Genomic DNA, 13,600 nt, shown 5'->3' with positions numbered 1-13,600 from the left:
CTTTCCTACGCGGCATCAGCGCGGGAAGCGGTCCGCTTCACCGCGAGGCCACGTAGGCCGCAAGGGCCCCTCCCAGGAATACGGCCGCCAGGATCCAGATCAAGATCCGCTCGCGCCCGGTGGTGTGCATGACCTGGCGCCCTTGGTATTCGCTGACGCTGGAGCCCAGGTTGCGTTCCATGAATTGCCCCAGGCGCTGGAAGGTGCTGGAGTCGGCCAGATGCCGCGCTTCCCGGGGCGCTTCGGTGCCCGCGTTGAAAGCCGAGCCGGATTGCACCCCCTGCAAACGCACTTGGCAGAGTTCGGACACCTCCCGCCCGGTACGCGGCCTTATGGCGGGATCCTTGGCCAGAAGGGCCTTCAGCAGCTTGACCGTTCCTTCGGGGAGAGGGGCCCGGGCGCTGCCCACCATGGCCACATAGGATGGCTCGGCATGCAGATGGCCGGAGATGACCTGGCTGAGGGTGCCGGAAAAGGGCGGCCGGCCGGTAAGCATTTCGAACAGGATGATCCCGAGGGAATAGAGATCGGCAGGGGGGCCTACCTCGTGGCCGGGCTTTAGGGACTCCGGAGCCATGTAATACGGCGTCCCCAGCACGGTATCCAGGTTGGTCAGCTCGCGCACCCCCATGTCCTTGGCCAGCCCCAGGTCCGAAAGCTTGAGCCAGCCGTCCTTGGTGATGAGGATATTGCCGGGCTTCACGTCCCGATGGACGATGTTTTGGGTATGCGCCGCGTGCAAGGCCGTGGCCAACCAGGCCGTGACCCTGAGGGCCATCTCCTCCGTCATCGGCCCGCCCTTACGCAGGTATTCCGACAGGGTATGGCCGTTCACGAATTCCATGACGAGGTAAAGGTTGCCCATTTCCTCGCCGAAGTCGAGCACGCGCACGATGCCTTCGTGGTTGATGCGAGCGGCCAGTTGCGCCTCGCGGCGGAACCGATCGCGATAGGTGGTCAGGTGGGAAGCCAGGGAATCCTGGGGGGCGGGCTTGAGCACCTTCACCGCCACCGGGATCCCCAAGGTCTGGTGGGAAGCTTTATACACCCAGGCCGACGAGCCTTCGCCGATGAGGGATTCGATATGGCAATGCCCCAGGACCTTGCCGGTGGCGAAGATCATGCCCTTGCCTCCGCGGTGGGCCGCTCCAGGGAGCGCGTATTCGAGAACAGGGCCGATCCCAACCCGCGCAATTGCTCCCAATAGAAGGAGACGTTTCGGCCCCCGGCCTGCATCTCGGCCAGCTTCTCGCGCACGCCCGTCATGACTTCCGCGGCCAACGGGGTGATGGCGCCCGGCGTGCCCTCGCGTCGGCGCAATTCGCCGTCCACCATCTGGACCTTGTGCGCGATGGCTTCCAGCCGCTTGGATTGCAGGCGATTCTCCTCTTCGCAACGGCGGATGATCTCATAGAGGCGATCGGCGTCCTGGCCCAGGCTGGCGCGCGCCCTTTCCAATTCGTCCCGTTCTTTCGCCAAGCCATCGGCCCATCCCTGCGCGGCGGCCACGATGCGCGCGAATTCGCCCCCTTCCAAATCGTAAGGGCGTTCGACTTCGCGTCCCGCCGCGCGGGCCAGCACGTAAGCCACCACTTCGTCGCTGGGGCTGCGCACCTTGTGCTCGGAATAATTGAGACCCACCAACTCTTCGTCCTCGGTGACGCGGAGCCGGGAGATACGATCGATGATGGACCAGATGATGAAGCCGACCAGGAAGGCCCACAGGGCGCAGACCAGGGCGCCGAGGGTCTGGATCCGGATCAGGCCGCCGCGGGTGACGGGATGTCCCACCAGGGCGGATACCGATTCCAGGTGCGCATGGGTCGAGAAGATCCCCGCGCTGAGGATGCCGGAAAGGCCGGCCGCTCCGTGCACGGGCACCGCGCTTACGGCATCGTCCAGGCGCATGCGGACCAGCAGCTCATCGGCGAGAAGATACGCCAGGCCGCCGATGCAACCGATGATGCAGGCCGAAGGCGCGGTCACGATATCCGCCGAAGCGGTGATGGCCACCAACCCGGCCAGGATGCCGTTCATCTGGGTGGCGGCGCCGGAAATCCCCTTGAGGGCCCAGCCGACCAGCAAGCAGGTAATGCCTCCGAAGATGCCGCCCAGGAAGGTGTTGAGGACGATGGACGCAGTTTTGGGGCCGAAGGGCGCCGATCCGCCGTTGAAACCGATCCAACCGAAATAAAGGATGAATACGCCCAAGGCCACCATGGGCACGTCTGAAGCGTGGATCTCGTTCACCTGGCCGTCCGCGCCGAAGCGGCCCTTGCGGGTCCCGATCTTGACGATGCCGGAAAGGGCGATGAAGCCGCCGCACATGTGCACCACAGAAGAGCCGGCGAAATCGTGGTAGCCCAGGGTATGCAGCCATCCCGCATCATTCCAGGCCCAATGTCCGAAAACGGGATAGATGAAGACGCCGACCACCAAGGTGCCGATGATGTAGGGGAGGAAGCGCATGCGCTCGGCGACCGCGCCGGAAACGATGGTGGCGGCGGTGGTGCAGAAGACGAGTTGATAAAGGAAGGTGAAGTACCCTTCGTCGGAAACGTTACGGAGCATGGGCACGGGCATGCCCGCGAAACCGGCGATCCAGGGCTTCCCGAAATGCAAGGCGTATCCGATCACGTAATAGCCGGCCGCCGCGACGATGAAGGTGACCACGTTCTTCAAGGCCACGTTGACGCTATTCTTGGAGCGGACCGATCCGGCCTCCAGGCAGGCGAACCCGGCTTGCATGAAGAACACCAAGCCGGTGCAGATGGACAGCCAAAGATATCCGATTTGGGTCTGAAGATCCATCGTCCCTCACGTGTTGAAAATCGCCATGGATGCGATCGCCGCCTACCTTGGCTTTACGATCGCAGCTCGCGCAGATAATAATTTTTTCCGGATTGGTTTGGCAATTCCCGAACGCGCTTCAATAAGATGACAATTCGGTGCGATTGTCATTTAACGCCCCCCGTTGCGCTGCGGTCGCCCGCGTTTTAATCGTCTTTCTTCCCCGTGGGTAACGCGCAAGTTACCTTGCCGTGGGACAAAACCTGACCCGCGGAGAGGGGTATCTTTGCATCGGTCCCGGGCGCGGCGACGCCGCAAGCATGGGAGCCGGAAACAGAATGGAACGCGGGAGGATAGGATGTGGGTGTTTACCAATAAGGCCTTTTTGTCCATCGTGGAATATCCGGGGGATACGGGGATGCTCTGGGCGCGGGCTCGCTTTCCCGGCCATATCGATGCGGCCTTCCCCGGCGCCCTAGTGCGGGAAACGCCGGAAAGCGATTATCGCTATCGCGCCGCGGTGGATCGGGACGCCGTCGTCAGGTGGCTGGCCAAGGAAACCCAGGAGGTGAGGTACGGGAATTTCAAGCAAAGCATCGGGGAGGCATTCTATCGCGATGCCTGCATATCGGTTTGGACCGAGATGTTCATCTGGTCCAAGAAGCTGATGGGGATCCTGGGGCCGATGCGCTCGGCGGCGTAAGGTCGGGGATCCGGCGGGCCGGATCCGATTCCACGCCCCGGCTCTTAGCCGGCGCGGTCTTGGGGGCGAATCCGGTTCTTCGACGCGCCCGTTCGGGCCGCGCCGCGCCCGGCGACGCCTTCGGGGATGTTCCACCATTCGCGATACGCGAGCATGCGGTCCACGATGCCGGAAGAGGGTTGCCAGTCGGCGGGTAGTCCGGGCCGGGACGTATCGCCGCGGCTGGATGGGGAGACGGAGAGGGAAGGTTTGGATTCCATGTTTCCATTAAACAATTTCGGTTTTCGCGGCGCAAGCATTCCGATCCCGTTTCCTTTTCCGCATTAGACGTTCCAAACGCGTCGTGAGTGAATACTTTTCCGTCGGGGGTCGATAGGAACATGCCAATTCTTTCCAATGACCAGTGCGATATGCTCGAGAAGCATTCCGATGCCTTCGCGGATTGGCTGAAAAAGAATCTCGTGGTGAAGCTCCAGGCCCAGATCGGATACAAGCTCCCCTCGGAGGTCGATTCCATCCTGGCGAAATTGTCAACTCTTGGCAATCTGCTGAAGAAGCGGAACGCCGGCCCCGGGCGCGGGGACACGGGCATCAAAGAGCAGCACGAAATCCCGGACGAGTTCACGCCCTTGCTCAAGCGTCTTATCATCCACCAACGTCGCATCGTGGCCAGCAAGCTCGAGGAGCCGCTGGGTAAGACCTTCCATCCCGAGTTGATAGACAACCTCGAGAAGGAACTCGAACCGATCAAGGCCGTCATGTCCGCGCCCTGGTTCCTGGCCGTCCCGGCCCTGCGCGTGCCGCACCTGACCGAATTCCTCTCCATCAAATTCGTCGAAGACATGCACAAGTCCGATCTGAAACTGGAGCCGCGGGATTACGACGAGAAGTTCCACATCCTGCAGGCGCCTTCCCTTTTCGTCAAGGATTTGCGCTACTTCCGCGAGAAGTGCGAGTTGCGCTCCAACGGTCTGATGGTGGCGTACCTGGATGTGGACGATTTCAAGTCCTTCAATACCCGCTATACCGAGACCAAGATCGATCGCGACCTCTTGCCCCGCTTCATGGAGCTGATGGAGTCGCACTTGTATTCCCACGGTTTCGGCTACCGTTACGGCGGGGACGAATACATCCAGCTATTGCCCAACTTCAGCCTGGCGATGGGCGTGGCGTTCATCAAGGAGTTCCAGGCCAAGCTGCGCATGATCGCCTATCGCGGCATCGCCGAGAAGACCACCGTCTCCATCGGCGCGGTCTGGATCTCCTCCGATTGCTTCCTCACCGAACGGGAAATCGAAGACCGGGCCAATCGGGCCAAGAACTTCGCCAAGAAGAACGGCAAGAATTGCATCGCCACCTATAATGGCCAATATTACCTCGAGTCCGAACTCGTGATCGTCAAATAGGGCCGCAAGGCCGGGAAGGTATCCATGTTGTTCACCGTAGAGTCCTATATCTCCACCTGGCGCAAGGAAAGCGCCATCTGCATCAACCTGGCCGGCAAGATCCCTGCGGGTGGGCTCGATTACCGGCCCTCCGCCGGCCAGCGCACCACCCTGGAGCTGATGCGTTACCTGAGCTACGGCCCGTATAACGGGGTCCATCGCGTGCTCGCGGGGGACTGGGCCGCCGGGCGGCCCACCGCCGAGATGATGGCCATGATGGCGGCCTCCGATTTCAAGGCGCGCATGGCCTGGCAGGCCGATGCCGTGGAACGGGAACTGCGCGCCGCGCCCCTAAGCGATCTGCTCAATAAGGACATGACCTTCCCTTGGGGCGAAACCGTGAAGCGGGCCGAGGCTTTACTCACCCCGATGCGCTGGATGATCGGGTACCGCATGCAGCTTTTCCTCTACCTCAAGGCAGCGGGCAGCGCCCAACTCGGTACGGCGGATTGCTGGCGCGTCCCGGCCCCCTGAGGCCTTCCGAGAAAGCGAGTTTTCCCATGCCCCAGGCCCCCGGCCACCGACGTTTCGTCTGCATGCTTTGCATGTACGTATTCGATGAAGCGCAAGGCGATCCCGATTCCGGGATCGCCCCCGGCACCCTCTGGGAAGACATTCCCGATGATTGGGTTTGCCCCCAGTGCGGGGCCGCCAAGGCCTATTTCGAGCTGGAATCGAAGTTCGATCCGCAAGCATAACCTCCCCTAGGGAGCGTGACGGAGCGGTCCGTTCCTTTTTTCCGCGCCCATCATTGCAACTATTTATGTGATCCGCGTTATAATCCGATGAATAGATGGTATTTCCACCTACGGAGGGAACATGACCGGAGACGAGGGAAAAACCCCTGTCACGATGGACGCGCCCGGAGCCCAGGGAGCGGCTTTCCCTCCCGTGCCCGGCGAGGACGGTAAGGTCGTGATGCTGTTCCGATCCCAGGGCGAATCCGGGCCGAAACTGCGCGGCGACGGGACCGCGGATTTCCGAGAGGTGGAAGCGGTGGTGCAGGTCAAGGCGGGTACGCCTCTGGCCCGCTTGCAGCCTCCCGGACTGGGGAGCCCGGGTCGCGATGCCCATGGCAATAGCCTGCCTGCGGCGCCGGGAAAGCCCGCGCAATTAATCCCCGGCCCGGGAACCAAGGTTTCCCCGGATGGGCAAAACCTGCTCGCGGAATGCGATGGCGCGGTGGCGGTGAGGAACGGGGCGATCTCCGTTTCCGCATTGCTGGAATTGGGCAAAGGGGTGGATTTCCATACCGGGAACATCCGTTTCGACGGGGAAGTGCGGGTCAAGGGCAACGTGGCGGAAGGCTTCCGGATCGAGGCGGGCGGAAACATCCGGGTCGAAGGCGACGCCGAAGGCGCGGTTTTGATCAGCGCCCGGGGTAACGTGCAAGTCACGGGGGGATTTTTCGGCCAAAGCAAGGGTTCGATCCAGGCGAAAGGCGAGGTGAAGATCTCTTCCGCCAGGCAAGCGGAAATCCGCTGCGGGAGCCTGGTGGTGGAAAAGTCCATGCAGGATTGCCAAGTGACCGCCCATGGGATTTCGGCCTCCAAGGCGGATTGCCGCATATTCGGCGGCAAGCTCATGTGCTTCGGCAGCGCCCGGCTCGCGCATGTGGGAGCGGACGGAAGCCGCACGGAACTCGTCTTCCGCGACGAGGAAGAAGAAGCGCTGCGCGCGGAAAAGGCCAGTCTCGAAGCCCTCGAGGCGAAGGAAAAAGACCTCGCCGGGGAGCTCGATCGAAAGCTGCGGACGTTCAAGGCCTGGATAACCAAGGCGGGTAATGCCGTCATCCCGCCTAAGACCGCCGCGGAAATGAAAGCCGCCGCGGAGGCCTTCACCCAATGCCGGCGCAAGCTGACGAACTTCAGTTCGGAACGGGCCATGGTCGACGGGCAATTGGCCGGGTTAGGCGATCGGAAACAGACCTTCAGCGCGGCCGGGAGCATCGAGGGGAACGTCCACCTGGATCTCCTGCATTTCCGCCGCCTGCTCGATTCCCACGACGGCGGGAAGGAGTTCCTGATCAGCAAGGAAAAGGGCCTGCTCGATCGGACCGCGCCGGCTGTCGTCGGTTAGCGGAAGGCCCCCTCCCGGAAGGCCCCGTTTTCGGCTCGAATGGCCGCCGGTGCCGCACGCGTTTCCCGGGTACATTCGCGATAAGAAGCTATGCGCCGCGCGAACCGGAAATTGTGGGCGGGAATCGGCTTCGCCGCCTCGGCCGCCTTCGGGCTGGAAGGGGGTTGGAAACTGGCTTGGAGCGACGAGTTCGAAGGGCCGGCGGTGGACGCCGCCACCTGGGGGTTCGAGTCCGGCTACCTCCGCAATCAGGAAGACCAGTACTATACCAATCGCCCTGAGAACTCCCGCATCGAGGGCGGGGCTTTATTGATCCAAGCCTTGCGCGACGGCTGGAACGGGCATGCCTACACCTCGGCCAGCCGCATCACCCGCGGCAAGCGATCCTGGAAATACGGCCGCTTCGAGATGCGGGCGCGCATCGATCCGCGCGCCGGGAGTTGGCCCGCCTGGTGGTGGCTTCCGGATTCCTCCAGTTGGCCCATCGGCGGCGAAATCGATATGATGGAATCCTATCAGGGCAAATGCCTGTTCAACGTGATGGACGGCCAAGGAAAATGGTCATCGCCTACGAAAACCGTGGCGGCATTGGGCGGCGCGGATTGGGCGGCGGCCTACCACACCTGGGCCATGGAATGGGACAGCGCGCGCATCGATCTTTCCCTTGATGGGGCTCTGATGAACCACTATCCGGTCGCCAATGCCGACGGGACGGGCCCGGGCGGGAGCAACCCTTTCCGCCACGCCGGATATCTGATCCTGAACCAGGCCATCGGGGGGACGGCAGGGGGCGATCCATCCGGCACCGCCTTTCCGGTGGAGTTTCGCATCGCTTGGATCCGCGTGCATGCTTGGACCCCGGGCCCGGCCTATCTGCTCACGGTTTCCGGCGGGGCAGGCGGCGGGACCTATGTCGAAGGCGCGCAGGCTTCCCTTACGGCCGGCCCGGCGCCTGCGGGCCGGATCTTCGATCGCTGGGTGGTGACCTCCGGCGCGGCGGAAATTTCCGATGCCTACTCGGAAGACGCGCGCCTTTCGATGCTCGCGGGAAACATCTCCGTATCCGCGACCTTTAAGCCGGGCACGGCCTTACGTATGCCTTCGGCCCGGGGATGGGGCGCCGGGCGCGGCCCAGTCATGCTGGCGGCGGATCCGGGGCATCCCTTGGCCGTCCCCGCGTTTTCCCTTTCGGGACGCTCGATCCCCGCGGAAGATAATTCCCGGCCCGCGGCGGGTCTTTATTTCGTCCCCTGAGCGGTTCCCGTCTTCGCTCAGCGCTCCGGCATCGCGCTCTGATCCCACGTTCGCGGAAGACTCTCCCGCGCCGCGGGATTATCTTTTCCGCGGCTGGCCGCCGGGACCCCCGGCGGGAAAGCCGGAAGGGGCAAGGCTTCGGATGGATAGGGCAGAGGTCTCCGCGGTGGCGGAATCCAAGGTTAGCGCGAACGGGATGACCGAGACGGTATTGGCGACCTTGGCCTCGGGCGCGATGGCGATCCTGATCGCTTATATGCGCGTGCGCGGGTACGGATATTGGTTGGCAGGTATCGGCGGATTGTACGCACTGTCCTTAGGGTTGTCCCTGCGTATCCACGCCTTGACCTATCGCAACGGGATCTTCCGCGGAAAACCTTTGTTGGGCAAGCCGATCGAATTCCGGGGGACGGCTATCGCGGCCCTCCTAAGCGATGATCGCTCGCGCCCTCCGCGGGCGCGCATCGAATTGAAGGATGGCCGGCGCATCCTGATCAAGAAACCGCTGTGGATGGGTCCGGTGACGGCGGAGGAATTCGAAGCCAAGGTCCGCTCTCGCCTCGAAGCGGGAAGCTTGTAAGTCCTGAGCAGGGCCTACGGTCTTGCGAGGGCTTTTGCAAGCCCTGATAGAACTCCCAACGCCCCTGTTAAAACTCCAAACGTAATTGCCCCGCCGGTTCCCCGCGCCGGGTTTCGACGCGCGGCCAAAGTCGCTCCCGCATGGCGGCCGCCGTCTTCGCGTCGATGAGCCCGGCCAGTTCGAAGGCCCGCGTCAGCACCGGCCAACGCGGGGCCGAGGCGCCGTCCGCCACCTTCATCGCGAAGCCCAGCCCCAGGCCGGGCACCGCCGCGCAATGGACCCCGTTCGCGCCGAGCTTGGTCACGAAGGCGGCCGGCAGCGGAGCCGCCCTTCCCCGCAAGGCGAATCCGCCCATGTCCGGTTCGCCGGTATGGGCCGGGTGCGCGGCCATCGCCCGTAACAGGCGTGCTACTGGACCGGGATCGGCCGCGGCGCGGGCCAGGCGGGCGAAGCCCAGGGCCATGTTGTAAACGGGCAGGGAAAAGGTCGGGGCCGAGCAGCCATCCACCGCCAAGGGAACGGCCTCGGCGTCGGCGGCGCACCACTCGCAGGTCACGGCCAACATGCGCCGCTGCCAGGGATGATCGCGATGCAGATAGGTATCCAAGGGAAGCTTCAGATGCCGGCAGGCCGTAAGCATGCCCGCGTGCTTGCCGGAGCATTGATCGGCCAGGCCGTCCCCGCACCCCAAGGCATCCGGCCCCAGTCCGCTTTTGGACAAAAGGGAACGGACCCGTTCCACCTGATCGGGCCCGCCGGCATGGGAACCGCATACGATGGCCAGGTCGGCGTCATCGAGGCCCGCCGCGTCGGCGGCGCCGGATTCGACCATGGCGAGGGCCTGAAACGGCTTGGCCGAGGAACGGAAGAAGGCGCGTACATGGGGATCGCCAAGGGACCATAGGCATTTGCCGGCGGCATCCACCAGGCAGGCGAAGCCGCGATGGGAAAGATCGGGCTCGCCCCCGCGCAATTGGGTCAGGAGAGGCGCGGCGCCTTCGTCCCAGCGATGGCCGCCTTCCTCGTTGGGGCCGGTCATTTCCATGGCGGATTACCCGGATTCATAAGGTTTATGATACGATCCCGCGCGCGGGGCTCCAAGGAAAAGCGCGCCCGGGCATTCCCGATTATTTATTTTGACCGCCATCCGCCGGGGGGAATATGGCAAATACCTATCGAGCTTTGGTCCTGGATTCCGTCGGCGTTGCGCTGCGCGTCTCCAAGGAAAACCTGTCGGCTCCCAAACCGGGGGAGGCCTTGGTGCGATTGCGCGCGGCGGCATTGAACCACCGGGACCTCTGGATCCAAAAGGGCCAATACGCCGGCCTGAAATTCCCGTTGGTCCCCGGTTCGGACGGGGCCGGGACGGTAGAGAAGCTAGGCGCCGGCGCCGACGCGTCGTGGCTGGGGCGCAAGGTCATCATCAATCCGAGCTTGGACTGGGGCCAGCTACCGGAGGCCCAAGGGAAGGACTTCCGCATCCTGGGGCTGCCCGATGCCGGTACCTTGGCCGAATTCGTGCGCGTGCCCGCGGCCAATCTTGCGGCCATGCCCGAGCATCTGTCCTTCGAAGAGGCGGCCGCCTTGCCCTTGGCCGGCGTCACCGCCTACCGGGCCTTGTTCGCGCGCGGCCAGGTCCGCGCGGGCGAGAAGGTGCTCCTCACGGGCATCGGCGGTGGCGTGGCCCTGTTCCTCTTGCGCTTCGCCCTGGCGGCCGGCGCGCGCGTTTACGTAACCAGCGGTTCGCCGGAAAAGCTGCGGCGCGCGACCGGGCTCGGGGCCACGGGCGGTGTCGAATATACGCGGCCGGATTGGGCCGAAAGTCTGCAAGCCCAAGCGGGCCTTTTCGATTGCGTGATCGACTCGGCGGGCGGGCCCGGCTTTCCGAAGCTTTGCGATCTCACCCGCCCGGGCGGCCGGTTGGTCTTCTTCGGGGCCACCGCCGGCAATCCTTCCGAGCTTCCCTTGCGCAAGGTTTTCTGGCGCCAGCTCAATCTGCTGGGGACCACCATGGGATCGCCGGACGATTTCGCGGCCATGGCCCGCTTCGTGGCGGAGAAGGGCATCCGCCCCGTCATCGACGGGGTTTACGCCTTCGAGCAAGCCGACGAGGCCCTACGGCGGATGGAGGCGGGCGGTCAATTCGGAAAGCTGGTGATCCGGATCACGGAAGGATGAGCCGTCGCTTAGGTTGCGTCAGGGAGCCGAAGGCTTTTCATCCGCCGAGATTTCATACCCCTCTTGCCTGAGTACGAAACCGATGGCCTCGTCCCGGTCCACGGGTCCCCGTGTCAATTCCATGAAGGCCCAGAGCCCGTCGGTGGAGACGGGGTAGACCCGGCGGCGGAACGCCACCAAAGCGGTTTTCGCTTTGCCGATGGGCCGCGCCGCTTCCAAGCCGGTATGGGTCCCTTTCGCCGCGGGTTGCATGGGCGTTTAAAGTAGTTGAAGCCCCCCTGCCCCGACAAGAGATTGCGGTCGGGAATGGAAGCCAGGTCACCCTACGGGGACCCGAGCCAGCGGGATTACTCGAGGGGTTTCTTATGCCCGGCGGGGTCGATATAGAACCAGCGCTCCCCGATGCGGACGCGCGCCAGGCCTTTGAAAAAGTTATAGGCTTCATCGAATTCGGGAGCGATGGCGATCTTCCCGCGGGAGTCGATATATCCCCACTTGGCCCCGACGCGGACCACGGCATGGTTCTCGGCGAACCAGGAGACGTATTCGAATTGGGGCTTGATGACGTATTGTCCGGTTTTGTCCACGAAGCCCCAGCGCCCTCCGCGGATTCCCGCCGTCGATGCCTTGCCGCCCATGTTCACGCGGGCCAACCCCTCGGCGAAGGGATAGGCGAAATCGAAAGCGGGTTTGATGACCATGGCCCCGCCGGCATCGATATATCCCCATTTGATGGACAGCCCTAAGAACCCGTTCACCTTCACCGCCGCCAATTTCTCGCTGAAGGATCCCGCCATCAGGAAGCGCGGCGCGATGGCGATGGCGCCATCGGCATTGATGTAGCCCCAACGCGGTTTGGCCGGGAGCTCGGTGCGGGGCATGTCCAGATCCGGATCATCGGTGGGACGCGCCGCGTCCATCTTGACCGAAGCCAGGCCTTGGTAGAAATGCCCGGCCTCGTCGTAGCGCGGGGGGATCACGAAGCCGTAGCTCCTGTCCACGAAACCCCATTTGCCGTCCACCAAGGTGCGCGCGCGGCCCTCGGAGAAAAGCAGATGGTCGCGATGCCCGGGATGGATGAGCATGCCTCCGGACACGTCCAGATGGCGCCAATCGCCGCCCAGGAATTTCACGCGGGCCATGCCTTGCTGGAAATCCTCGGCCTCGTGCCAGCGCGGCGGGATCACCAGGGATCCTTTTTTGTCGATGAAACCGTATTTGCCGTGGGGATAGACTCCCACCAGCACGCGGGCGCGGCCTTCCTGGAAAGGATGCGCCTTGGCGAAAGCGGGAGGGATGACGGGGATGCCGTCCGCGTCCATGTAGCCCCAGGGCCCTTCGGCGGAAAGCTTTACGGCGGCCAGGCCGCCGGAGTAGGACTCGGCCGCGGGGCAACCGGGATGGCGCGGGCGGCCGTGCCTATCGATATGCGTCCAGGAGCCGTCGGAGAGGCGCACGCGGGCCAAGCCTTCATGGAAAGGATCGGCATGGGCGTACTGCGGTTCGATGGCGGTGCTTCCGTCGTGATCGAGGTAGCCGGCCTTGCCGTCCTTCCAGACCACGGCCAGGCCTTCGGAGAATTCGCCCACCTTGTCGAAGCGGGGCGCGATGACCAACGATCCGTTGCGATCGATGTAACCCCATCCCGAATGGCCGCTGGACTCGGCCGGGTCGGGCCGTACCGCGGCCAAGTCTTCATGGAAATCCATCGCTTCCTGGAACCGCGGGGCGATGGCGATCTCGCCGCTTTCGCCGATGTAGCCCCAGGACTTGGCGGTGGGGCCCGGAACGGCCACGGCGGCGAGGCCTTGGGAAAAGCGCGAAGCCAAGGCATAGCGGGGCGGGATGACGGCATGATTATGCTCGTCGCAAAAGCCCCACTTGCCTTCTTTTTTGAACGGTTTCAGCATGATGTATTTCGCGGCCGAGGTGAATCGCTTTCATCTCCATCATAGGGCCGGCACGGCGGAAGGGGCAATAGGCTGGGAGCGTCGAAAAAAAGGGGCTCCGCCCGGGAGCGGAACCTCCGGGCCCGAAAAGACGTCAGCTTGGGCCTTGGAGGGGTGGGGCCCTTATGAGGCGGGAGGATGCGTGGTTGCGATCGGGGCGGGGGTAGGGTCAAGGCATTTGCGGACCGCATCCAGCAGCACGGTGGGGGTGAATGGTTTGCGCAGGAGCGCGGCCTGGCCCCCCGTGGCCTCTTTGAGAACGATTTCGCTGGCCGGGAACCCGGTCATATAGATGATTTTGAGGTCAGGGCGCTCCTGGCGCAGCAAATGGGCCAGACGGGCGCCGCTCATATGCGGATCCATGCGCACGTCGGTAAGCAGGATATGGATGGTTTCGTCGCGCCGGCTCTTGGCCCGATGCAATGCGGATTCGCTTTCCGGCATCGGAATGACCCGGTATCCGGCCATTTCCAGCACGTGGGTGGAAAGCCTGAGCAGGGATTCGTCATCCTCAACCACCAGGATGACGGTTTCGGAAGGCTTGTGCATTCCAGAAGGCTTGGCTGCTTCCATTGGATTTCCCTTCGGGATTCTAACTGCGAAGATAAACTTTGCGGCGGGC

Annotated in this window: 15 protein-coding genes; 8 read left to right on the top strand and 7 right to left on the bottom strand. The window is 63.6% G+C overall.

The features are described from left to right. Positions 1-37: 37 nt before the first annotated feature. Both JF616_19100 and amt read right to left on the bottom strand, forming a co-directional pair. A complete protein-coding gene (locus tag JF616_19100; protein ID MBW8889873.1) occupies positions 38-1,123 on the bottom strand; it encodes a serine/threonine protein kinase in 1,086 nt (361 codons plus the stop codon). Then, positions 1,120-2,811 carry an ammonium transporter gene (amt, locus tag JF616_19095; protein MBW8889872.1) on the bottom strand — a complete coding sequence of 564 codons (1,692 nt, stop codon included), beginning with the start codon at positions 2,809-2,811 and terminating at the stop codon, positions 1,120-1,122. Before amt ends, JF616_19100 begins: the two co-directional genes overlap by 4 nt. Before the next feature lie 343 nt (positions 2,812-3,154). Between amt and JF616_19090 the strand changes: the two genes are divergently transcribed. Then, positions 3,155-3,493, top strand: coding sequence for a hypothetical protein (locus JF616_19090; protein MBW8889871.1), 339 nt, complete (start codon positions 3,155-3,157; stop codon positions 3,491-3,493). 44 nt (positions 3,494-3,537) lie between these two features. Here the strand turns inward: JF616_19090 and JF616_19085 are convergent, their stop codons facing one another. Continuing rightward, positions 3,538-3,753 (bottom strand): hypothetical protein, encoded by a 216-nt coding sequence (locus JF616_19085; GenBank protein MBW8889870.1) that lies wholly within the window; start codon positions 3,751-3,753, stop codon positions 3,538-3,540. A gap of 120 nt (positions 3,754-3,873) precedes the next feature. On the opposite strand from JF616_19085, the gene JF616_19080 reads away from it, so the two are divergent. From JF616_19080 to JF616_19055, 6 genes are all read left to right on the top strand, one after another. After that, positions 3,874-4,899, top strand: coding sequence for a GGDEF domain-containing protein (locus tag JF616_19080; protein MBW8889869.1), 1,026 nt, complete (start codon positions 3,874-3,876; stop codon positions 4,897-4,899). Positions 4,900-4,923: 24 nt separating this feature from the next. Continuing rightward, complete coding sequence (locus JF616_19075) at positions 4,924-5,412, top strand: hypothetical protein (GenBank protein MBW8889868.1); 489 nt, start codon at positions 4,924-4,926, stop codon at positions 5,410-5,412. A gap of 26 nt (positions 5,413-5,438) precedes the next feature. Next, the gene (locus JF616_19070) at positions 5,439-5,636 is read left to right on the top strand and encodes a rubredoxin (protein ID MBW8889867.1); all 198 of its coding nucleotides are present in this window, start codon (positions 5,439-5,441) and stop codon (positions 5,634-5,636) included. Between the two features lie 121 nt (positions 5,637-5,757). Beyond that, positions 5,758-7,017, top strand: a complete 1,260-nt coding sequence (locus tag JF616_19065; protein MBW8889866.1) for a DUF342 domain-containing protein — start codon at positions 5,758-5,760, stop codon at positions 7,015-7,017. A 90-nt stretch (positions 7,018-7,107) separates the two neighbouring features. Next, the gene (locus JF616_19060; GenBank protein ID MBW8889865.1) at positions 7,108-8,271 is read left to right on the top strand and encodes a glycoside hydrolase family 16 protein; all 1,164 of its coding nucleotides are present in this window, start codon (positions 7,108-7,110) and stop codon (positions 8,269-8,271) included. Between the two features lie 142 nt (positions 8,272-8,413). After that, the gene (locus JF616_19055; protein MBW8889864.1) at positions 8,414-8,851 is read left to right on the top strand and encodes a hypothetical protein; all 438 of its coding nucleotides are present in this window, start codon (positions 8,414-8,416) and stop codon (positions 8,849-8,851) included. A 67-nt stretch (positions 8,852-8,918) separates the two neighbouring features. Here JF616_19055 and JF616_19050 read toward each other — a convergent pair whose 3' ends face one another. Continuing rightward, positions 8,919-9,896 (bottom strand): asparaginase, encoded by a 978-nt coding sequence (locus JF616_19050; protein MBW8889863.1) that lies wholly within the window; start codon positions 9,894-9,896, stop codon positions 8,919-8,921. A gap of 116 nt (positions 9,897-10,012) precedes the next feature. On the opposite strand from JF616_19050, the gene JF616_19045 reads away from it, so the two are divergent. Further along, a complete protein-coding gene (locus JF616_19045; protein ID MBW8889862.1) occupies positions 10,013-11,029 on the top strand; it encodes a zinc-binding dehydrogenase in 1,017 nt (338 codons plus the stop codon). Between the two features lie 18 nt (positions 11,030-11,047). Here the strand turns inward: JF616_19045 and JF616_19040 are convergent, their stop codons facing one another. The 3 genes from JF616_19040 to JF616_19030 all read right to left on the bottom strand — a co-directional run bounded on the left by JF616_19040 (position 11,048) and on the right by JF616_19030 (position 13,551). Continuing rightward, positions 11,048-11,281 (bottom strand): hypothetical protein, encoded by a 234-nt coding sequence (locus JF616_19040; GenBank protein ID MBW8889861.1) that lies wholly within the window; start codon positions 11,279-11,281, stop codon positions 11,048-11,050. Between the two features lie 95 nt (positions 11,282-11,376). Beyond that, entirely contained in the window at positions 11,377-12,939 is a 1,563-nt protein-coding gene (locus JF616_19035) for a WG repeat-containing protein (protein ID MBW8889860.1), read from the bottom strand. A 162-nt stretch (positions 12,940-13,101) separates the two neighbouring features. After that, positions 13,102-13,551: a response regulator gene (locus JF616_19030; GenBank protein ID MBW8889859.1), complete on the bottom strand. Its 450-nt coding sequence runs from the start codon at positions 13,549-13,551 to the stop codon at positions 13,102-13,104. Between the last annotated feature and the right edge of the window lie 49 nt (positions 13,552-13,600).

It is taken from the genome of Fibrobacterota bacterium (assembly GCA_019509785.1).
Taxonomy (GTDB): domain Bacteria; phylum Fibrobacterota; class Fibrobacteria; order UBA11236; family UBA11236; genus Chersky-265.
The sequence above is the reverse complement of the archived record's forward strand: the minus strand, read 5'-3'. Positions and strand labels throughout refer to the sequence as shown.

Bases quoted from the DNA above. Each gene is read 5' to 3' on its own strand.
- JF616_19070 (MBW8889867.1), top strand. From the start codon at position 5,439: ATGCCCCAGGCCCCCGGCCACCGACGTTTCGTCTGCATGCTTTGCATG.
- JF616_19050 (MBW8889863.1), bottom strand. From the start codon at position 9,896: ATGGAAATGACCGGCCCCAACGAGGAAGGCGGCCATCGCTGGGACGAA.
- JF616_19035 (MBW8889860.1), bottom strand. From the start codon at position 12,939: ATGCTGAAACCGTTCAAAAAAGAAGGCAAGTGGGGCTTTTGCGACGAG.
- JF616_19055 (MBW8889864.1), top strand. From the start codon at position 8,414: ATGGATAGGGCAGAGGTCTCCGCGGTGGCGGAATCCAAGGTTAGCGCG.
- JF616_19080 (MBW8889869.1), top strand. From the start codon at position 3,874: ATGCCAATTCTTTCCAATGACCAGTGCGATATGCTCGAGAAGCATTCC.
- JF616_19060 (MBW8889865.1), top strand. From the start codon at position 7,108: ATGCGCCGCGCGAACCGGAAATTGTGGGCGGGAATCGGCTTCGCCGCC.
- JF616_19085 (MBW8889870.1), bottom strand. From the start codon at position 3,753: ATGGAATCCAAACCTTCCCTCTCCGTCTCCCCATCCAGCCGCGGCGAT.
- JF616_19075 (MBW8889868.1), top strand. From the start codon at position 4,924: ATGTTGTTCACCGTAGAGTCCTATATCTCCACCTGGCGCAAGGAAAGC.
- amt (MBW8889872.1), bottom strand. From the start codon at position 2,811: ATGGATCTTCAGACCCAAATCGGATATCTTTGGCTGTCCATCTGCACC.
- JF616_19065 (MBW8889866.1), top strand. From the start codon at position 5,758: ATGACCGGAGACGAGGGAAAAACCCCTGTCACGATGGACGCGCCCGGA.
- JF616_19100 (MBW8889873.1), bottom strand. From the start codon at position 1,123: ATGATCTTCGCCACCGGCAAGGTCCTGGGGCATTGCCATATCGAATCC.
- JF616_19045 (MBW8889862.1), top strand. From the start codon at position 10,013: ATGGCAAATACCTATCGAGCTTTGGTCCTGGATTCCGTCGGCGTTGCG.
- JF616_19040 (MBW8889861.1), bottom strand. From the start codon at position 11,281: ATGCAACCCGCGGCGAAAGGGACCCATACCGGCTTGGAAGCGGCGCGG.
- JF616_19030 (MBW8889859.1), bottom strand. From the start codon at position 13,551: ATGGAAGCAGCCAAGCCTTCTGGAATGCACAAGCCTTCCGAAACCGTC.